The following is a 19,092-nucleotide window of genomic DNA, read 5'->3' on the forward strand; positions in this document are numbered from 1 at the left end:
CTCTGACGCCGGAGATACGGATCCTGATGAGACCTGCCTCCGGACAGTAGCTTCAGACTGCCCGATTCAGAGCCCTCGTGAATGAGGCGGGATCACACGATGTCACCACGGATCAGGCGCGTAAGCTGGCTGGTAGTGGCTGGCTTAAGCGCGTGGGGCACGGCGCTTACTGCCAAGCGTGGGAGCCTCTTACCTGGGAGAGTGCAGTTTTCGCTCTTCAGGCGAGCGACGACACGGAGATGCCACCGCTTTGGCCGGGTGGCCAGACGGCCCTCGCACTGCATGGCTTTGCCCACTATATGCCCATGGGGGAGCGCACGACGCACCTGTATGGCAAGGAGGCCGCTCGGCTGCCCCGGTGGTTGAGTGATGCCGATTGGGCAGGGCGGATGGTGCTCCACTCTGAAAAGGGCCTGCCGGTACAGCTTCCCGGCAGCTTCACGGACTACGCGCCGGATGGCAGGGCCTTCAGCTTGCAGGTATCGACCCCCGAGCGAGCGGTGCTGGAGTGGATCGCCGTGACGCCGAATGCGCTGCTGTTCAGCAGTGAGCTGGTGGACACCTTCGGCGGCCTCAATACGCTGCGTCCGCGTCGGCTGCAGGCATTGCTGGAGGGGTGTCGTTCGGTGAGAACGAAGCGTGCCTTCCTGGTGCTGGCTCGCCACGCCGGGCATGCCTGGTACGGTGGTCTGGAACCACGCCGACTGGATCTCGGCAAAGGCAAGCGGCAGCTCTGCCAGGGCGGCAAGTTGGATAGGGAATATCACGTGACGGTGCCGGAGGCCTTCCTGCATGCCGATTGACGCACGCTACCACGAACATGTCTACGAGGCGACGACGCCCGTCCTTGATCAGGGGAAGGTTGCCCTGCTGGAGCTGCCCACCGACGGTGTCGGGGGGCAAGCCGGTCAGCTCGGCGAACCGCTAGATGGTCATGACTGGCACGGAGGCCGGGACCTGGGGCGCGTTGCTCTTTTCCATGTCGTACCTGCTCGCTGTGGCTGGTTGTGTTAGGTTTGGTTTAAGAATCAACCGGTGGTTGATGGTGTGTGCTGATCTAACAATAGTTGTTAGATGTGAATGTAGGTTATTCAGACAACATGTCAAGCGTCCTTGGAAAAAAAGTGCGTGAGATTCGTGAGGCGGAAGGTATGGGACGCCAAGCGTTCAGTGATCTCACCGGCATACCGAAGCAGACGTTGATCAACATCGAGAACGGTCGCAGTGGTCCGTCTGGAAAGCTGCTGGCTCAGGTAAGCACGGCTTTCAGCAAGTACACGCTCTGGCTGATGACCGATGAAGTGAATGAAGCTGGCGGGCAGGTAAGCCCGGAGATCGAGAAGGCGCGTAAGACGCTCAAGCAGACAGGGACGGATACCGACTAGCCAGGAAGGCGGCGGCAAGGTGGTACCAGGGTGGTAGGCTCTAGGGATAGGAGGTAGGCCTGAGCATCGCGAAAAAATAAGCTGCTATAAAAATGCACAATCAGGGCTAATATTGTTGATGAAGAAAGCTGATGGCTGTTCCACTGAGCTACAGAGTTGGAGCGAATGGCTTTTGAAAATGCCAGTGAATGTAAAGGGCTGGTTGAGGAAAAGCTAATGGCGAATGGCAAAGTGCTAAGGCAGTTGATTCGAGCAGGGGCGAGTGGAGACTCTGCTGCATTTCGTCATGCCTCTGAAACTATTATTCAAGATGAGCGCCAGAAACAGCACCATTTATTGGCTAACGATCTTGAGAAAATTTTGTACGGCGATAATTTGAAGCCTGCAAAATGGAACGGGCGTAGTGCTTTACCAAAGCCCCCTACTGACAAAGAGCGTGGTTTACCTCTACTGGATATATGCCAAGCACAACGACCCTTGGAGGAGATTGTATTACCAGATAAAAGCTTAGCAGCTATAGAAGAGTTGCTGGAAGAGCACAGGCGTGCAGATGTTCTTAAAAGTTACGGTATGAAGCCGTCAGGAAAGGTTATTTTATTTGGTCCTCCAGGGTGTGGGAAAACTCTAGCTGCAGAGGTGATCGCTTTTGAGTTGGATCTTCCACTAGCTATTGTACGTCTTGATGCATTAGTTTCTTCTTTTCTTGGTGAGACTGCTGCAAACCTGCGCAAGGTGTTTGATTTTATTGCAAATCAACCAATGGTTGTTTTGTTTGACGAGTTTGATGCCATTGGTAAAGAGCGGGATGATTCAGCTGAGCACGGTGAGCTTCGTCGAGTAGTTAATGCTGTGCTACAAATGATGGATGCTTACCAAGGTAAAAGCCTCATCTTGGCAGCTACTAACCATGAGAAGATTCTTGATACTGCGATCTGGCGTAGATTCGATGAAAGCATTGATTTTCCGCTTCCAAGTGAGCAGCAAATTCAGCAAGTGCTTTTGCTTAAGCTTAGGGGAGTTCGCCGGCAGTTTGAGTTGGACGATAAAGAATTAATAGAAATATTTGTCAATTGTAGTGGTGCTGATATTGAGCGAATAGTGCGAAGAGCTGTTAAGCGCATGATTCTTCGAAGTCAAGAGTTTATTACAATAAAAGATATTAAGCAGGCTGCTTTGCGGGAACGAATGAAATAAGAAGGGTTGGCTTTTATGGATTATGAGCATCTGGTTATAGAAAGGGAAGTTCTGCAAAACGATAGAAGAACAAGAAGAATGAATATACCAAGGCCAGATCGCGGCGACCTAAAAAGTCACGGTCAGCGCTTGTTGAACAGCTTGAATCATTCAATTGGTTATGCAAGAAGGCAGCCTACATCTAGGTCTGGGAATTTTGTTTTTAAGATCCGATATACAGGTCATCTAGATATTAATCATCTGAAAAAGCACGGTGTTCAATTTGTCAGTCAAGAAGATAATGAGTTATGCATTATTTTTGCGGATGAAGCCGGTTTGGCAGTTTTTTCAGATCATCTACAAAAGCTTGGGGTGGATGAAGAAGAGCTCACGTATAAGCAAATTCTAGAGGCTATCGAAGGGGTCGAAAACTGGACGGCTGAAGATAGAAAAAGCTGGGTTGTCAATAAAGAAGGTTTTCCAGATCAAACATCGTTTATCGTTGATGTGGAGCTTTGGCCAATAGCTGTTGCTCACCATCCTGATAGGCTACATATCTGCCAGACTTTCGAAAAATGGTTAGCTGAGAATGATATTTCTCGTAAGGATAAGCTGAATCTAGATAGCTTGGTTATGTATCGTTTAGAGGTGAATGAGGGACAAGCAAACTTACTCCTTGAACATGGTGATGTTCGGCTATTAGATTTGCCGCCTAAAAGTGGTATTCAATATCATCAGCTCAATGTTGGCCTTGAAAACTTCCCTATTGAGATTCCTGCTCCACCTGAAAATGCAGCCAGGATCTGTGTTCTTGATAGTGGTGTCGCGACAAACCATCCACTAATAGCACCAGCAATGGCTGAGAGTGAATCGTTTGTTAAAGGGGAAGATGAGTTTGATGGTGCTGGGCACGGCACAGCCGTAGCAGGAATAGCTCTTTATGGTGATCTAGAAGCATGTAAAGCATCGAATTATTGGAAGCCAGAACTTCTTGTTTTTAATGGAAAGGTCCTGGATTCAAATTGTGAATTCGATGTCAATACAATAGAAAAGACTTTACTGGATGCTGTGTCTTATTTTGTAGATGAGTATGAGTGCAGGATATTTAATCTATCTATAGGGAATAAAAACTCGCCATATGATAGCCGTCATATTCGAGGCATAGCTTATGTTTTGGATAAACTCTCAAGAGAATATGATGTGCTTTTTATTGTTTCAGCGGGGAATTTTAATGGATCGGAGGATCCTGAAGTTCCCAAGTATAGTTGGCGAGAGGAATACCCGGAATATTTATTGTGTGAGCAGAGCGTTATTTTTGACCCCGCTCCCGCCTTGCATGCAATTACTGTAGGTAGTGTAGCAAGGCATAATGCTACATTCGATGCTCAGCGCTACCCCGAAATTAATCAGCTTGCGCCTGCATCTGAAAACCAGCTTTCACCGTTCACATGTCATGGCCCATCTGTTAGAGGTGCAATAAAGCCTGAATTGGTCGCAGTTGGTGGTAATTACGCTTCCCCTGTGAGAATGCAGGCGGAATATAATGCCGTTGAACGTGGCATGGGTGTGTTGACTTGTAACAATAAATTTGTTGATGGTACTCTTTTATGTGAAGTTTCTGGGACTAGTTATGCGGCACCATATGTGACTCATTTGGCCGGGCGATTGCTAAACAACTATCCCAAGGCATCTTCAAACCTATTAAGAGCATTGATTGTAAATCACGCTAATGTGCCAAGAGAGGTTAAGGAAACTTTTTCTGAGGAAGTTCAACAGGCTTATAAGGAGGCAGTTGGCCGCGAGGCATATCGAGATACAGCTGGGTATGGCGTTGTGGATGAAAGTGAGCTATTTCGTTCATCTGAAACGGCTGTTGTACTCATGGCGGAGGAAAAAATCGAGAATAATGTACACCACTTTTTTGAACTCCCTCTCCCTGAGGAGTTCTTAAGGTCGCAGCGTGCTACCCGGGAGATTCGTGTAACTCTTGCTCATTCTCCTGCGGTTAAAACTACTCGAATCGACTACATGGCCACCAAGGTTCACTATAGGTTGGTGAAAGACACATCTTTAGATAATGTTCAAAGGTTCTTTAACCACGGCACCCAAGATGAGACAAAGTCAAGGAGTGATGATTCTGTAAATAACAGAGATGTCTCTGCTGATTTGAGAGGGAAAGGGTCGGTTCAGTCTTCTAAATGGACAATCCGTCAGCCTAATCCAGCTGAAAAGTGGTTTGTAGTCGTTACCCGTCAAGATAAAGACTGGGGTGAGGCGCTTAGCTTAGAGCAAGAGCCTTACTCACTTGTGGTTACAGTTACTGATCGTGAAAACGAAAACGCACAGCTATATACACAAATTTCACAGCGGATCGAGCAACAGGTTCAGCAGAGAGCTAGAGAGCAAGGAAGAGCTAGAGTCTAGTAATCATTGTGTATGTAGGGCCAGCATGATACCTATCGCCATGCATAGGCGCACTCGTTGACTTCATGCTATCATTGACATCAATGCAATCATACGAGGAGTCTGGCATGGCTTCGATCACGATCCGCAACTTGGACGAGCAGTTGAAGGCTCAGCTTCGCATGAAGGCGGCTAGGCATGGCCATTCCATGGAGGAGGAGGTTCGCACCATTCTGCGTACTGCCTTGAACCCACCTCAAGCAAAGGGGCTAGGGAGTCGCATACGTGAGCGATTCGCAGAGGCGGGCGGCATCGAGCTGGACGTACCGCCCAGGTCTGATAAGCCTCGCGGCTCGGGCTTTGGCGCATGATCGTTCTTGATACCAATGTGATATCCGAGCTGATGAGGCCTGAGCCCGATGCCCGAGTCGTCGACTGGCTGGATAGGCAGGATGCCATTTCCATGACAATTTCTTCTATTACAGTCGCTGAAATTCTCTATGGCATCGAGCGCCTGCCCAACGGTAGGCGCAAACGTGATTTCGCTGCCATGGCGGCGGCCATGTTCGAGGAAGATTTTTTTGGACGCATCCTACCCTTCGATAGTGGGGCTGCGATTCATTACGCGGAGCAGGTCGCTGCCAGCGAGAGTGCAGGAAGGCAGGTTCACATGGCCGATGCGCAAATTGCGGCTATCTGCATCCAGCATGATGCGATGTTAGCGACACGCAATATTAAAGATTTCGAGACGTTGAGCCTCGAGACGATCAACCCTTGGGAAATAGGCCGATAGCGGCCCACTGACGGTTCATTGTAGTCACTTACCCGGCTTTTATTTCTTATGGCCCAGACGCTTGGCTCAGTTAAGAGCGAAGGCAACTTCTCCGCTCTCATGCGCCAATAGCCACTGCTTGCGGCCGATGCCGCCGGCGTAGCCGGTGAGGCGCCCGTTGCTGCCGATCACCCGGTGGCAGGGCACCACGATGGCCAGCGGGTTGCGGCCGTTGGCCGCGCCCACCGCACGCTGCCCGCCCTTGCAACCAAGCTGCTCGGCAATTTCGGCGTAGCAGCGTGTCTCGCCATAGGGAATCCTGGCCAGCGCCTGCCAGACACGGCGCTGGAAGTCGGTGCCTTTCGGTGCCAGCGGCAGCTCGAAGGTCCGGCGGCTGCCCGCGAAGTATTCGGCGAGCTGCTTGCGGGCCTGCTCGGTGTGGGCGTTGGGCCGGGCCGGTTCGTCATCTTCCATGACGAAGGCGATCTCGGTCAGGCCGGCGTCGGAGGCGCTCAGCCGAATCAAGCCGAGCGTCTTGTCTTTCGGTGGGCGGAAATAGTCCAGGGCGTCATCGTGCATTTTCTTGGCTCCTCTTGGCGTCGGGGCTGGATGCCCATAGCTGCAGGGTCAGGTAGCTGCGCCAGGGTGCCCCTCGGGCCGGGTCGGCGCCCGCTAGGCGGGGTAGGGCGCGGCGCACGCCGGCGTCGCCGTTCAGCCAGATATCGGGGGCGCTGGTGCCGCGCAGCGCCGCATAATGGGCCGTCCAGGGCCCGATGCCCTTGAGCGATGTCCACGCCAGCGGGTCTTCGTCGGCCTTGCCCTCGGCGAACCAGCTGGCGAGGCGCTTGAGGGTCGCCTTGCGGGCGCCGGGCATGCGTAGCTCGTCGAGTTCGCTTGCGGCGACGGCCTTAGGCGTCGGGAAATGCCGGCCTAGATCGCCGGCCGGCTCGCCTAGAGCCTCGACTAGCCGGGTGACCAGGCCCCGGGCGGCATCGGTCGAGACCTGCTGGCCGAGAATGGCGCGTACTCCGGCCTCGAAGGGCGACCAGAGGCCGGGCAGCCTGAGCCCTTCGATAAGCGCGAGATCGGGAAAGGCGTCGGTCAGGTGGGCCTCGATGGTGGTGGTGTCGGCGTCCAGATCCAGCACCCGGCGAATATGCTTCACCACTGGCGACAGGGCGCGCAGGTCGTCGAGCTCGAGCCGGACCCGAAAGGCGTGGCGCTGTGGTACGTGCTCGGCGGTGAAGCTGCCCTTGGCGATGGTTTTCTCATCGCCCCAGCGAATATGCCGGCCATAGTGGTCGTCGCCGACCCACTCCAGGCCGGGAATGGCGCGGCTGGCGTGGAAGTCGCGCATCGCCGACCAGGCATAGGGCGGGCGGTAGGCCAGCCACAGCGTCAGCGCTTCGCTGCACTGGCTGGCGTTGCCACTGCCCTTGGCCGTGCGGCGTAGCGTCCGCGGCGCCAGGCCGATGCGGGTCACGAAAGCGTCGTTGAAGCGTCGCAGGCTGCGAAAGCCGCTGGCGTAGGCGATGTCGGTAATCGGCAGCGCAGTCTGGTGCAGCAGCTGCTTGGCGAACAGGCATTGGCGGTACTGGGCGTAGGCCTTGGGCGAGACGCCGAATCCGTCTTGGAAAAGCCGCCGCAGGTGACGCTCGCCGACGCCGAGGCGCTCGCAAAGATCGCTCAGCGAGCCGTCGCGTAGGGCGCCATCGTCGATCAGCCGCAGGGCGCGTTCGAGGGTGGTGCGGGTGCCGCGCCAGGCGGGGGAATCCGGTGCGCTGTCCGGCCGGCAGCGCAGGCAGGGCCTGAAGCCCGCCTCGGCAGCGGTCAGCGGGCCGTCGAAGTAGCGCACGTTAGCTTCCTGCGGCAGCCTGGCGGGGCAGATCGGCCGGCAGTAGATGCCGGTGGTGGTCACCCCGACCACGAAGCGGCCGTCGAAGCGGGCATCACGCGCCAGGCGAGCCTGACGGCACTCGGCGGAATCCAGCATGTCGGTGCTCCTGTTTCCGACCTGTCACCGCCAGTGTAACGCGCCAGGGTCAAGAGACTCGCCGGAATCGGACGTCTATGCCGCAAAGGTGGCCGGCCTGGTAGGGCCTTGATAGCTCGGTAGAGCTCCCGTCTTTTCCAGCCGTAGTGGTTTTTCAGCCATAGTGGCTTTCTGGCATGGAGTGCCTCGAAGCTTTCTCGATATGCCCGCAAGCGCTGATGCTACCTAGTGTTGGGGCAGGCCATCTTGAGCCTGAGTAGAATATCGTGCTTGTTGTTGAGCCCCACAAGGAGAGTGCCGATGTATGGCGTATTGCTTGTCTGCGGCGGGGTGGCAGGGGTCACCACCGTGTTGTTCGGTTTCGGCGGCGGTTTCCTGGTCGTTCCCTTGATGTATATCTTGCTGATGACCGTCCACGGGCCGGACAGCGCAGCTGGCCTGGCGGCCATGCATATTGCGGTCGCCACCTCGACCGCACTGATGATCTTCGCTACTTCTCTATCGACGTGGCGCCACCATCAGCGTCGCACCGTGCAATGGAATCTGGTGCGTCCGTTGATGGGCTATATCGCTATCGGTGCCGTGCTTGGCGCGGCAGCGGCGGTATCGTTGAGTGGAGACTGGGTGCGCTGGGTGTTCATCGGCTATCTGGGGCTGACCATTGCGGATGCCATTCTGCTGCCCGGTTTTCTGCATCAGGCGAGTGGCGATGTGCGCCCCTTGGGCCGCTCGGCGACAGCGATGGTCGGTACGTTCATCGGCACGGTGGCGGCCTTTCTAGGCGTCGGCGGGAGCGTGATGACCGTGCCACTCATGCGCCGCAGAGGCGCCAGCATGACGGCCGCCACGGCGATGGCCAATCCGTTGTCGTTGCCAATGGCGGTCAGTGGCACCCTGACATATATGCTGCTTCCAGCAAGCGATACCGCGCTGGATGCCTGGTATGCGGGCTATGTGGATCTGCGCGCCTTGCTGGCACTGGCGGTAGGGTCATGGCTCGGTATCCGCCTGGGATCGCGATGGATCGGGCGTATTCCCGACCGCATTCATGCCAGGGTATACCTGCTATTGCTCACGCTGGTGCTGGTGGTCATGGTGGCCATGCACTGAGTCGATCCGAACCATGATGATGCTGGCCAGGGCCGATTCCTGCTTGAATCCGTGCCGACTGGTAGGGCCTAAGAATCTGGCAAGCAGAGTAATGGGGCAAGCGGAGGAATGGGGTAAGCAGAGGGGATAAGCGATAACGAAACGGGGCCGCTAAAGGCGGCCCCGGGATATCGCGATGAAACGATGGAATTATTCGGCGGTAATGACCTTCATCACCAGGTTGCCATCCATCTTGATCGGGCCGTCTTCCTTGGCGCCCAGGGTGTACTCAAAGGCGCCGGTCTTCATGCCGCCTTCTTCGCTGTGCACCATCAGCATCAGGTGATCGCCGGGCATGACGTCTTCGGTAAGTATTGCGGCCACGTCCATGTTCTCGCCTTCCTTGAGCGGCGCATAGCCGACCACCGGGCCCGGCTTCATGTCTTCACCGGTACGGTGTACGACCAGCCAACCGTTCTCGTTGGCCATGACTTTCTCTGCGGTCACGGTACCGCCTGAAACGGACTGATCATCGGCCCATACACCCGGGTGCATGTCCCCATTGTCGGCAGCCTGTGCGAAGCCGGCACCGGCGAGCAGAGAAACGGATACAAAGGCGCTTGCCATCAGTTTGTTCATCATCTTTCTCTCTCCTTGGTCTGTCGTCGCTATCTGGTCACCACCCACTTAAGCCTCGTGGCTTAAGTGGGCGTGGTGGTAGATACGCAAGGAGAGCGCGCCGGGTTTCAGGTCAGTCGAAAAAAATTACAGCCGCTGCCCCCCGGCCTGGCCGGTGGGGTAGAGATAGCCGTGAATGGCAGAGCCCGTGGGCTGGCCGGTGGGGGAACCGCCGCTCGGTTCGATGCTGATGCCGAAGGTCGCTCGCTTCAGAAGCGCCGGGTCGTAGTCGCTCAGGGCGCCGGCCTCCAGGCTCAGGTCGTCGTTCAGCACGCCCACCGAGCGTGGGTTGGGGCCAAGAGAGTCGTCCTTGATCCACAGTTGGTAGGACTTGTTCGCTAGCGGCTCGGCGGACACCGGCAGCACGTGCAGCTGCTTATTGGAAAGATCGACGGACAGCATGAATGCCGGCTGCCGGTCGTCCTCCTGGAACACGGCGATGAACGAAGGATCGCTGGGCGCCTTGCCCAGCGGGCCGGCGATGATAACGGCGAGCACCAGGGCCGCGGCGCTGGCAAGGCCGGTGCTCCATTGCCAGTGGACCAGCCGGCGCCGCAGGGCAACGACCTGGGAATGGGCAGTCGCACTCGTCGCTGCCTGTTCTGGTTTCCGAGTCGGCGCCTGGTCTGGTGTCTGAGTCGGTGTTTGTTCTGCTTGCTGCCGTTGGGCATCGGCTTCGAGCGAGTCGATGCGCTGCTCGATTCTTGCCCGAAGCTCTGGCCCTGGGGCGACCGGCACAGCTTCGTCGCTCAAGGGAGCGAGGCGCGCTTCCCAGGCAAGAATCAGCGCCGCCAGTTCGGGCTCTTGCTGGCGTCGCGTTGCGACGTCGGCGCGGGTGTCAGCGTCCAGGGTGCCCAGTGCGTACTCGGCGGCCAACATGTCGAGATCGTCGTGTTCGGTCATGATGCCAGGCACCCCTTGAGCTGCTTCAGTGCGCGATGCAGCCATGTCTTGACGGTATTCACCGGCTGGTCGAAATGGGTGGCCAGGTCGACCCGGGACCAGCCTTCCAGATAGGCGAGCCTGACCATTTCCTGGCGGCCGTCCTCTAGGGTATCGAGGCAGCGATACAGGCGCCGGGCGTCCTGTTCCTGGTGAAGCTCATCCTGCGCGGAGAGGCCCTCGGCGGGCGTTTGCGCCAGGGTTTCCTCGGGTTCCCGATAGCCCTTGGGTTGGCGGCGCAGCTCGTCGATGGCCAGGTGGCGGGCGATGGTCACCATCCAGGTGATGGGCGAGGCGCGCTTGGCATCGAAGACGGCGGCCTGCTGCCAGATCTTCACGTAGGCTTCCTGCAGCACATCATCGGCGCTGCCTCGGTCACGCAAGATACGCAGCACGGCGCCATAAAGTTTCGCCGAGGTGGCGTCATAGAGGCGTGCAAAAGCCTGGCGATCCTTGTGTGCCACGCGATCGAGCAGGTCACAGACATGCGCAATGCCAGCCGAGGAGGCAGGCGGCGAAGAAGCGGCGGTCGAGGAAGGCCGCGAAGCATTGGGCATACAGGGGTCTCTTGTCGGGGAGCCAACACGCTATTTAACAGCTACGGCCAATGGCGACTAAATACTGACGATCAAAGGCAAGAGTGCTGCTTAGGCCTTGCAGCGGTCAAGATGGCAAGGCCGTTCGGCCAACAGGATGAAGGCGGCGGTCAGCAGGCGGATGACGCTGTGTGCTAGACGAGGCCGGCAAGGATCACGACCGCGCCGAAGGCCGCTACGCCGGCGGCGATGGGCCAGCCCAGCGAGCGGGTGAACCGCCAGGTGAGCAGGGTGGCGGCGATGCCGATCAAGGTTGCCAGCCAAGAAAGGGCATCGGGATGGCGCGGCACCAGCGAGACCCCGAACAGGGCGGCGATCATCAGCGGACCCAGGATGCCGAGCCACTGAGGTAAGGCTTCGCCGCCATTCTCGTCGTCTTGCTTGCTGAGTCTCCGGCGCATCCATAGCAGCGGAACCAAGCGTAGCAGCAGGGTACCGATGGCCGAGGCCAGCATGGCCAGCCAGAGGGCGTTACTCATCGCCACCTCCCGCTCTGGCGGCATCGGCCTTCACCAGGTAGAAGCATAAGGCCCCGCAGGCGGCGGCGAAGGGGATGCCGAGGTTGGTGTAGCCGGCCAGGGTGCACAGCAGCGCCACCAGGATGCTGCTGCCCAGTGCCAGGCTCCAGCGCCAGGAGGTGAAGCGGGGTACCACCAGCACCAGGAAGAGTGCTGGCAGGGCGAAAGGCATGATATCGCCGAGCAGCGGCCAGCGGGCCATTAGCCAGTTGCCGGCCACGGCGCCAAGGGCAGTGCCGGCGATCCAGCTCGCCCAGGCCAGCAGTGCAGCCCCGGTGAACCATCCGAGGCGCTGCGCTTCGGGTAGTTGCGGTAGCCGGTGATGGGCCAGGGCGAAGACTTGGTCGGTCAGGCCGTGCATTAGCCAGGGCCACCAGCGGCTGGCGGTCAGCCAGGGCGCCAGGTTGGGGCCATAGACCACATGGCGCAGGTTGATCAGCAACGTCATGGCGATCACCAGCCACAGAGACGCACCGCCGGCCACCATGCCAACGAAGAGGAACTGTGAGGCGCCGGCATAGATCAGTGTCGAGACAACGACCGCCTCCCAGGGGCTGAAGCCGGACTGCACGCTGATCAGGCCGAAGGAGACAGCTACCGGCACATAGCCGCCCAGCAGCGGAATGGCCTCGCGCAGGCCGACCAGCCAGGGCCGGGGTGAGGTGGCTTGCCGGCTCATGGGGCGTCTCCTTCGGCGTAGACGATGGTGACGAGCAGCGTGGCCCAGTCCTCATGGGTGCGGTAGAGGTGCGGGCGGTCGGCCGCAAAGGCGAGGGTGTCGCCGGCCCGTAGCACGCGGGTCGCGTCTTCCGAGCCAGCCTCCAGCGTCCCGCTGATCAGGGTGAGGGTCTCCTGAGCGCCCGGCGTGTGCGCCTCGGCATGGCGCGAGGTGTGGGGGGCGCAGCGCATCCAGTAGACGTCCACCTGGGGGCGATCCTTGCCCTGGTCGATCAGTCGCACCTGCACGCCGTCCTCGCCCAAGGGCACGGCGATCGGCGCCACCAGGGTGCCGAAGGGCACGTTTAACTGCACTGCCAGACGCCAGATGGTGTCCAGGGTCGGGTTGCCGTTGCCCTGCTCGAGGCGCGACAGATTCGACTTGGCGATGCCGGCGGCAGCGGCTAATTGCGACAGCGACAGCCCCTGTTCCTGGCGTAGCCGCTGCAGGTGCTGGCCCAGGGTGCCGAGCGAGAGGCGGTCCATGTGGCGCGCTCCTTGAGTGTTCCTTCCAAGCCTGTGCATGACAGGCTGTGTTCTATATAAAGAACGTTCTATAAAAGGAACGAGGCGCTGTCAAGCCCAAGCGGGCGTGGCTGAGTCGTTCAGGCTGTCAGCCGGCCGCCACGGCGGGAACAGGCTTCTGGCCGGTCAGGGTGGTGCCAATCGAGGCGGCGATGACCAGGCCGATCGCGAGCCACTGGGTCAGGCTCAGCGCCTGGCTGAGGAAGACGAGGCCAGAGAGCGCGGCGACGGCGGGTTCCAGGCTCATCAAGGTGCCGAAGGTGTGGGTCGGCAGCTTCGGCATGGCGATCATCTCAAGGGTGTAGGGCAGGGCGGTGGAGAGCACCGCCACGCCCAGTGCCAGCGGCAGGAGCGCCGGGTCGAACATCGCGGTGCCGACCTCGACGAGCCCGATCGGGAAGAAGATCAGCGCGGCGATGGTGATGCCGAGCGCGGCGGTCTGGGTGCCGTGATCGGTGCCGGCCTTCTGCCCGAAGAGGATATACAGCGCCCAGCAGACCCCGGCGCCCAGCGCATAGGCGGCGCCCACCGGGTCCACGTCCCAGCCGCTCTCGCCGCCGAGCAGCAGCAACAGGATCAGGCCGCTGATCGCCATCGCTACCCAGCACAGGTCGAGCCAGCGCCGAGAGTTGAGCAGCGCGACCGCCAGCGGGCCGGTGAACTCCAGCGCCACGGCGATACCCAGCGGAATGCGATCCAGCGCCTGATAGAAGAGCAGGTTCATCAGCCCCAGTGCGGCGCCGTAGATCGCGATGGTGCGCCAGCCGCGGGCATGGATCCGGCGCCGCCAGGGGCGCAGCACGGCCAGTAGAATGAGGGAAGCGATCAACAGACGCATGGCGGTGGTGCCGGTCGGGCCGATGGCCGGAAACAGCGAGGTGGCAAGCGAGGCGCCGCTCTGGATCGAGGTCATCGCCACGATCAGGATCGCCACCGGCCACAGCCGGGCCTGCATAGATGCACTCATGCTACGCTCCCCTTCTATTGAGTTTCAGTAAATCAGGTCTCAGTGCCGGGAAGTGTAGCGATGAGCAGTATATTGCACAATGGGTCGGGCGAAGAAACCTCGCGCCCTGACGTGCTGGTGCACGTGGCGGCCAATGTGCGCCGCCTGCGCCAGGCCGCCGGCCTCAGCCAGCAGGCGCTGGCCGAGGCGGCGGGGGTCAGCCGGCGGATGCTGGTGAGCGTCGAGCGCGGCGACGTCAACGTCAGCCTGACCACGCTCGATCGGCTGGCCGAGGCGTTGGGGGTGATCTTCCACGTGCTGGTGCAGCCGCCGGAAACCGAGGATTCCGCCTATATCGATGAGGTCGCCTGGGCTGGGCGCTCGCCGGAAAGCTATGGCCGGCTACTGGCCAGCAAGGCGACGCGGGAAGTCGAGCTGTGGCGCTGGCAGCTGGCGCCGGGCGAATGCTATGCCTCCGAGCCTGACTCGGATGGCTGGCATGAGATGATCGTGGTGGTCGAGGGCACCCTGACGCTGCGGATCGGCGACGAGACGCGCACCCTCGCGGAGGGGGAGTTCCACGTCTTCCCGAGCGATCAGCCCTACGCCTACTGCAACGAGGATGAGGCCACGCTGCGCTTCATTCGCAACGTGCTGCACTGAGTTCGCAGCGCAAAGCAGTGAGTTCGTGACGTGGATTCGCAAGGTGTTGCACGAGCCACCGCAGGGCGCGGCGGCTCGTGAGCGTGACGCTACCTTGCATCACGCCGGCAGGCATCTCGCGGTAGGCGTCACACCAGCTCGCGGGATTCCCGGCGAGCGTCGCGACGGTCGCGCAGCACGGCGCGACAGATCAGTACCAGCACGCCGAGGGTCAGGGCGGGCCAGATCAGCACATAGAAGGCAAACAGTGCGGTCATGGGAAGACTCCTGTTGGCGGGGCGCCGGCGCTCCGGCGCCCCTGATGATGGGATAAGCGGATGATCAGCTGGCCGAATCAGCGCGACGCGTTCGCCAGGCGATCCCCGGCGGTCTTTCCGGTATCGCTGCCGGCACCGGTTGAGCTCATTGCGTCGTCATAATCGCCCACGCGCTGGGCGATGGTGTCGAAGTCGAAGCGCTGGCTGCTCATCAGGCTCATGACCACACACACCAGGGTGCTGGTGCCGTAGGCGGTAAGCGAGGCCAGCAGCACGGTGTAGTCACGCAGGAAGTCGGTCGCGAACACCAGCATGGCCAGCATGGCCAGCACCCCGGCGATCAGCCCGGCGGCGCGGCCCAGGAAGCCAAACACCATCAAAGCAATGATGATGCCACCACCGATGCTGGCCAGGCCCTCGAAGGCCAGGGCGGTCAGCCCGCTCATGGGCAGCAGCTCGAAGCGCGCGATGCAGAAGGTAACCATGGCCACCAGCACCGAGGTGGTGAAGGCGGCGTTAGTCACCCGGTTCCAGAAGCAGCTGGCGATCACCGGGAAGACGATCGCTCCCCAGAGCGCGCCGACGAAGACCAGCATCACCAGGATATCGAGCGAGAAGCTGGCGAAGACGATGCCAACCGCAGTGGCGATGATCATGGTCAGGCGGCCGACCAGCAGCATGCGCTTGGGGTCGGCCTTGCCGCGGGCGATGTTCTTGCCGTAGACGTCGGCCATCATGATGGCGGACAGCGCCGAGAGGTCGGAGTCGGCGGTGGACGACAGCGAGCCGATCACCAGCACGAAGAACAGCGCGATGAACACCGGCGGCAGGTAGCCGGAGACCATCTGCGGAATCAGGTTGTTCATGTCGCCGTCGAGCGGCTGGATGCCAAGCGTCAGGGCCATCAGACCGATCATGCCAAGGCCGATGACGATGGCGCCGTAGCCCACGGTAGCGGTGATGAAGGTCGGCTTGATGTGCTCTTCGTTGACCGCGAACAGGCGCTGGGAAATGGTCTGGTTGCCGATGGCGTAGGCCAGCACGGCGACGAAGAACGGCGCGCCCTGATTGAGAATCGCATCGACGGAGAAGAAGTTGGCCTGCTCAGCCGTCAGGTTATCCAGACCGGCCACCAGCTCGCTGGGCCCGCCCATGGCAAAGAACACGGCGGGAATGATCACCACCGCGATGGCCATCAGCGCCACCAACTGGGCGAAGTCGGTCAGCACCGAGGCGCGGAAGCCGGACCACAGGGTATACAACAGCACGCCGATACCGGCGATGATCACCCCGGCCTGGAAGGAAAGCGGCGAGAGCACCGAGACCAGGGCGCCGGCAGCGGTGAAGTTCACCATCAGGCTGATGATGCTGCCAAGCACGTTGGAGAAGGCTAGGATCAGCTGGCTCGAGGAGCCATGGCGGGCGTGGATCAGCTCGCCGAGGGTGTGGGCGTTGGGAGCCAGCTTGCGAAAGCGCCGCCCGAACGGGTAGATGAACAGGATCATCAGCGCGCCCCACAGGCCGTAGTGGATGGGCCCCGAGACGCCATAGGTGTAGCCGGAGGTAGCCGCGGCGTAGAAGGAGGCGGCCCAGATCCAGGTGGCGGTCATGCTGGCCGCGCCGATGCCGAAGCCGACCCGGTGGTTGGAGACCATGAAGGCGTCGGCGTCTTCTTTTTTCTTGCGGATGCCGAGCGTGAGGAGATAGGTGCCGCCATAGAAGGCGAACATCAGCAGCAGTACGGTGCTGGTCGAGAACTGGTGAAGAGACAGGCTGTTCAAGGGCATTCCTCGGTTGATGGGAACGTAGGCACTCATCGGCCGGTCGTCTCGTCTGCTGCGCAAAACAGAGACGAACGGCGGCCCGCAGAGGCTGCGTCGTTGGATCGTTTCAGGATCGCGAAGGGGCGGCGGCCATGCGGCGTCAGCGAGATGACGCAGGCGCAGGAGGCCCCGGGATATCGGCCCAGACGGAGCCGATCAGGAGTCGCCGATCAGGCGCTTCCCGGCAGGCAGGACGGTGGCGGGCGACGTGGCATGCAGTGCCCTTGAGAAAATGCGGGGGTCGACATGGATTCCCTCTTGTTCGCTGACTGTGTAGGCCGGTGGCTGACGCCAGTGTCTGGCAGCAGCAGAGGCCGATCGCGTCACCGTTGAAGCGAGATATATGTGCGTTTTTGCAAGCTTGATACGACAGGGCGCGTTGCCCATTCGGGCCGTCGTGCTGACGCTGATGCCCGAAGAAGGGCGCTACCTTAATGATTTGTGCCGACCAAGTCCAATCGACTCCCAGCATGAAGTGAATGGTCGGGAGTGTCTGCGAACGTGTTTAGCCACGCTGGGCAAGGTTGACTGCTGGTCTCGTTGAACCAGGTTGACTGCCGGGTTCGTGGCTAGCTTCCATCCGTTGCGCAGGCAGTGATTGTCGGGTCGCCCCATGGCACCGCAGTCCAATTTATTATACATTTGGGTAACAAGAGGCTGCTTGGCAGTCACTGCTCATCTCGAATGTGAATCGAAGGAAGCTGCATGACCAACGCGAACCCGATCCTGGGCGTCTATCTGAGTGATTCACTCGACCTGGATGCCGTCTATGGTGACGCTCTGCGCAGCGCTGCCGATGACGTCGTTCTGCGTCATCCGCACGAAATCGACAACCCTGAAGACGTGCGCTTTGCGATCTGCTGGTTGCCCAACGAGCAGGCCTTCGCGGCCTACCCCAACCTGACGCTTGCCATGTCGATCGGCGCCGGTGTCGATGCCCTGTTGGCGCACCCTGGCCTTGGTGATGAGGTGCAGATCGCCCGGGTACGCGACCCGCATCAGGCCGACCTGATGGCAGGCTTTGCCGCGCACGAGGTGCTCAACCGCGAGCGCGAGTTCGCGACGCTTGAGCGCAATGCCGCCAAGGCCCACTGGGAGCCGCTGCCGATGCGCGCGCCGGCCTCCGCCAAGGTGGCGGTGCTGGGGCATGGCACCATGGGGCGCGCCGTGGTCGAGGCGATGGCCGCGCTGGGCTTTTCCGTGCGCGTGGCCTGCCGCAGCCAGCCACAAGCTCCGGTCAAGGGGGTGACCTACCTGACCGGCGACAGCGCAGTGATGGAGGCATCAAATGGCGCCGATTATCTGATCAATGTGCTGCCGCTGACGGCATCTACCGAGAACGTACTCGGCAAGGCCCTGTTCGCGAAGCTCGCCAAGGGCGCCTGGCTGGTGCAGATCGGCCGCGGTGAGCATCTGGTCGAGGACGACCTGGTCGAGGCCCTCGAGGCGGGCCAACTGGCGGGGGCGAGCCTGGATGTCTTTCGGGATGAGCCGCTGCCTGCCGATCATCCCTTCTGGCAGAATGAGCGCCTGCGCATCACACCGCATATCGCCAGTGACTCCCTGCCGGAGGTGGTCGCGGGTCAGGTGGTCGACACCGCCCGTGCCCTGCGCGATGGTCAGCCGCTGGCCATGGGCGTCGACCGCGCTCGCGGTTACTGAAGCCACCCCTTTCCTTTGGCTATAAAAGAGCTCTGGTAAAGAGCTCTCGCTAAGGAATTTTCGCTAAGGAGCGTCCGATGAGTCTCGATCAGCCCAAGCGCACCACGATCAGCAACACCGAACGAGAGGCCCGCATCGCGCTGGCGGCCTGCTATCGCCTGGCCGCCCACTACCGCATGACGGACCTGATCTATACCCATATCACCGCGCGGGTGCCGGGTGAGAAAGGTCACTTCCTGATCAACCCCTACGGTTGGCGCTGGGAAGAGATCACCGCCTCCTCGCTGGTGAAGATCGACGTCGACGGCCGCAAGGTCGATGACAGCCCGGAGGCAGTGAACCCGGCCGGCTTCACCATCCATTCCGCGATCCATGGCGCCAGCCATGACGCGGCCTGGGTGATGCATACCCACACGCGGGCCGGGGTGGCGGTATCGTCGCTGGAAGACGGCCTCGAGACGCGGCTCAACCAGATCGCGTTGCAGTTCCACGAGCGGGTGTCGTACCACGACTACGAAGGCATTGCCTTGGACCTGGCCGAGCGTGAGCGCATCGTGGCAAGCCTGGGGACTAACCCGGCGCTGGTGCTGCGCAACCATGGCCTGTTGACCACCGGCGCTTCGGCCGCCGAGATGTTCAATAACATGTTCTATCTCGAGCGCGCCTGCGAGCTTCAGGTGGCGGCGCAGTCCACCGGGCAGCCGCTGCGGCTGGTATCGGAAGACACGGCCCGCCATGTGGCTCGCCAGTACGATCAGACCATCCATGAGGATGGCGATCTCGAGCTCGAATGGGCGGCGCACCTGCGCACCCTCGAGGCGCTGGACCCGAGCTACAGGGACTGAGCGGCATAGACCGGGCGCACGGCGAGACGCCAGCAGGACGCGCCTGGCAGTACGAAAAAAAAAGGGGGCGGCCAGTGGGCCGCCCCCTTTTTTGTGGTGCATCGT

General features: G+C 60.2%; 22 protein-coding genes. 11 read left to right on the forward strand and 11 right to left on the reverse strand.

What is annotated here, in order from left to right; genetic code table 11:
* Positions 1–77: 77 nt before the first annotated feature.
* The 7 genes from BCL93_RS04835 (at position 78) to BCL93_RS04865 (ending at position 5,754) form a co-directional block, all read left to right on the forward strand.
* Positions 78–803 carry a type IV toxin-antitoxin system AbiEi family antitoxin gene (locus tag BCL93_RS04835; RefSeq protein WP_258395985.1) on the forward strand — a complete coding sequence of 242 codons (726 nt, stop codon included), beginning with the start codon at positions 78–80 and terminating at the stop codon, positions 801–803.
* Positions 793–1,014 (forward strand): hypothetical protein, encoded by a 222-nt coding sequence (locus BCL93_RS04840; RefSeq protein WP_112053989.1) that lies wholly within the window; start codon positions 793–795, stop codon positions 1,012–1,014. Before BCL93_RS04835 ends, BCL93_RS04840 begins: the two co-directional genes overlap by 11 nt.
* Before the next feature lie 110 nt (positions 1,015–1,124).
* A complete protein-coding gene (locus BCL93_RS04845) occupies positions 1,125–1,385 on the forward strand; it encodes a helix-turn-helix domain-containing protein (RefSeq protein WP_181463029.1) in 261 nt (86 codons plus the stop codon).
* Between the two features lie 165 nt (positions 1,386–1,550).
* The gene (locus BCL93_RS04850) at positions 1,551–2,579 is read left to right on the forward strand and encodes an AAA family ATPase (RefSeq protein WP_258395986.1); all 1,029 of its coding nucleotides are present in this window, start codon (positions 1,551–1,553) and stop codon (positions 2,577–2,579) included.
* A gap of 15 nt (positions 2,580–2,594) precedes the next feature.
* Positions 2,595–4,982, forward strand: coding sequence for a S8 family peptidase (locus tag BCL93_RS04855; protein ID WP_112053992.1), 2,388 nt, complete (start codon positions 2,595–2,597; stop codon positions 4,980–4,982).
* A 107-nt stretch (positions 4,983–5,089) separates the two neighbouring features.
* Positions 5,090–5,332, forward strand: a complete 243-nt coding sequence (locus BCL93_RS17685) for a FitA-like ribbon-helix-helix domain-containing protein (RefSeq protein ID WP_112053993.1) — start codon at positions 5,090–5,092, stop codon at positions 5,330–5,332.
* Positions 5,329–5,754 (forward strand): type II toxin-antitoxin system VapC family toxin, encoded by a 426-nt coding sequence (locus BCL93_RS04865; RefSeq protein WP_112053994.1) that lies wholly within the window; start codon positions 5,329–5,331, stop codon positions 5,752–5,754. The genes BCL93_RS17685 and BCL93_RS04865 overlap by 4 nt, the downstream gene beginning before the upstream one ends.
* Before the next feature lie 66 nt (positions 5,755–5,820).
* Here BCL93_RS04865 and BCL93_RS04870 read toward each other — a convergent pair whose 3' ends face one another.
* On the reverse strand, positions 5,821–6,312 hold the full coding sequence (locus BCL93_RS04870) for a methylated-DNA--[protein]-cysteine S-methyltransferase (RefSeq protein ID WP_112053995.1): 492 nt from the start codon (positions 6,310–6,312) through the stop codon (positions 5,821–5,823).
* Complete coding sequence (locus BCL93_RS04875) at positions 6,302–7,726, reverse strand: DNA-3-methyladenine glycosylase 2 family protein (RefSeq protein ID WP_112053996.1); 1,425 nt, start codon at positions 7,724–7,726, stop codon at positions 6,302–6,304. The genes BCL93_RS04870 and BCL93_RS04875 overlap by 11 nt, the downstream gene beginning before the upstream one ends.
* A 300-nt stretch (positions 7,727–8,026) precedes the next feature.
* On the opposite strand from BCL93_RS04875, the gene BCL93_RS04880 reads away from it, so the two are divergent.
* A complete protein-coding gene (locus tag BCL93_RS04880) occupies positions 8,027–8,836 on the forward strand; it encodes a sulfite exporter TauE/SafE family protein (protein WP_112053997.1) in 810 nt (269 codons plus the stop codon).
* A 189-nt stretch (positions 8,837–9,025) separates the two neighbouring features.
* Here the strand turns inward: BCL93_RS04880 and BCL93_RS04885 are convergent, their stop codons facing one another.
* The 7 genes from BCL93_RS04885 to rhtA all read right to left on the reverse strand — a co-directional run bounded on the left by BCL93_RS04885 (position 9,026) and on the right by rhtA (position 13,758).
* Complete coding sequence (locus BCL93_RS04885; RefSeq protein ID WP_181463030.1) at positions 9,026–9,457, reverse strand: DUF7282 domain-containing protein; 432 nt, start codon at positions 9,455–9,457, stop codon at positions 9,026–9,028.
* Between the two features lie 123 nt (positions 9,458–9,580).
* Positions 9,581–10,396 carry an anti-sigma factor gene (locus BCL93_RS04890; RefSeq protein WP_112053998.1) on the reverse strand — a complete coding sequence of 272 codons (816 nt, stop codon included), beginning with the start codon at positions 10,394–10,396 and terminating at the stop codon, positions 9,581–9,583.
* The gene (locus BCL93_RS04895; RefSeq protein ID WP_112053999.1) at positions 10,393–10,992 is read right to left on the reverse strand and encodes a sigma-70 family RNA polymerase sigma factor; all 600 of its coding nucleotides are present in this window, start codon (positions 10,990–10,992) and stop codon (positions 10,393–10,395) included. The genes BCL93_RS04890 and BCL93_RS04895 overlap by 4 nt, the downstream gene beginning before the upstream one ends.
* Positions 10,993–11,165: 173 nt before the next feature.
* On the reverse strand, positions 11,166–11,510 hold the full coding sequence (locus tag BCL93_RS04900; protein WP_112054000.1) for an AzlD domain-containing protein: 345 nt from the start codon (positions 11,508–11,510) through the stop codon (positions 11,166–11,168).
* Entirely contained in the window at positions 11,503–12,228 is a 726-nt protein-coding gene (locus BCL93_RS04905; protein ID WP_112054001.1) for an AzlC family ABC transporter permease, read from the reverse strand. Before BCL93_RS04905 ends, BCL93_RS04900 begins: the two co-directional genes overlap by 8 nt.
* Positions 12,225–12,752, reverse strand: a complete 528-nt coding sequence (locus BCL93_RS04910; RefSeq protein ID WP_112054002.1) for a helix-turn-helix domain-containing protein — start codon at positions 12,750–12,752, stop codon at positions 12,225–12,227. The genes BCL93_RS04905 and BCL93_RS04910 overlap by 4 nt, the downstream gene beginning before the upstream one ends.
* A gap of 127 nt (positions 12,753–12,879) precedes the next feature.
* Positions 12,880–13,758, reverse strand: coding sequence for a threonine/homoserine exporter RhtA (rhtA, locus tag BCL93_RS04915; protein WP_112054003.1), 879 nt, complete (start codon positions 13,756–13,758; stop codon positions 12,880–12,882).
* A 60-nt stretch (positions 13,759–13,818) separates the two neighbouring features.
* Here rhtA and BCL93_RS04920 point away from each other — a divergent pair, with 60 nt between their 5' ends.
* A complete protein-coding gene (locus tag BCL93_RS04920; protein ID WP_112054004.1) occupies positions 13,819–14,400 on the forward strand; it encodes a helix-turn-helix domain-containing protein in 582 nt (193 codons plus the stop codon).
* A 128-nt stretch (positions 14,401–14,528) separates the two neighbouring features.
* Here the strand turns inward: BCL93_RS04920 and BCL93_RS17340 are convergent, their stop codons facing one another.
* Positions 14,529–14,657: a putative transporter small subunit gene (locus BCL93_RS17340; RefSeq protein WP_220086238.1), complete on the reverse strand. Its 129-nt coding sequence runs from the start codon at positions 14,655–14,657 to the stop codon at positions 14,529–14,531.
* Between the two features lie 77 nt (positions 14,658–14,734).
* Entirely contained in the window at positions 14,735–16,387 is a 1,653-nt protein-coding gene (locus tag BCL93_RS04925; protein ID WP_425339117.1) for a sodium:solute symporter family protein, read from the reverse strand.
* Positions 16,388–17,185: 798 nt separating this feature from the next.
* Between BCL93_RS04925 and BCL93_RS04930 the strand changes: the two genes are divergently transcribed.
* Positions 17,186–18,142: an NAD(P)-dependent oxidoreductase gene (locus BCL93_RS04930; protein WP_112054006.1), complete on the forward strand. Its 957-nt coding sequence runs from the start codon at positions 17,186–17,188 to the stop codon at positions 18,140–18,142.
* Positions 18,143–18,219: 77 nt separating this feature from the next.
* Positions 18,220–18,987 (forward strand): class II aldolase/adducin family protein, encoded by a 768-nt coding sequence (locus BCL93_RS04935; RefSeq protein WP_112054007.1) that lies wholly within the window; start codon positions 18,220–18,222, stop codon positions 18,985–18,987.
* The last annotated feature ends 105 nt before the right edge of the window (positions 18,988–19,092 follow it).

Origin of the sequence: Onishia taeanensis (assembly GCF_003268885.1) — a bacterium.
GTDB classification, from domain to species: domain Bacteria; phylum Pseudomonadota; class Gammaproteobacteria; order Pseudomonadales; family Halomonadaceae; genus Onishia; species Onishia taeanensis_A.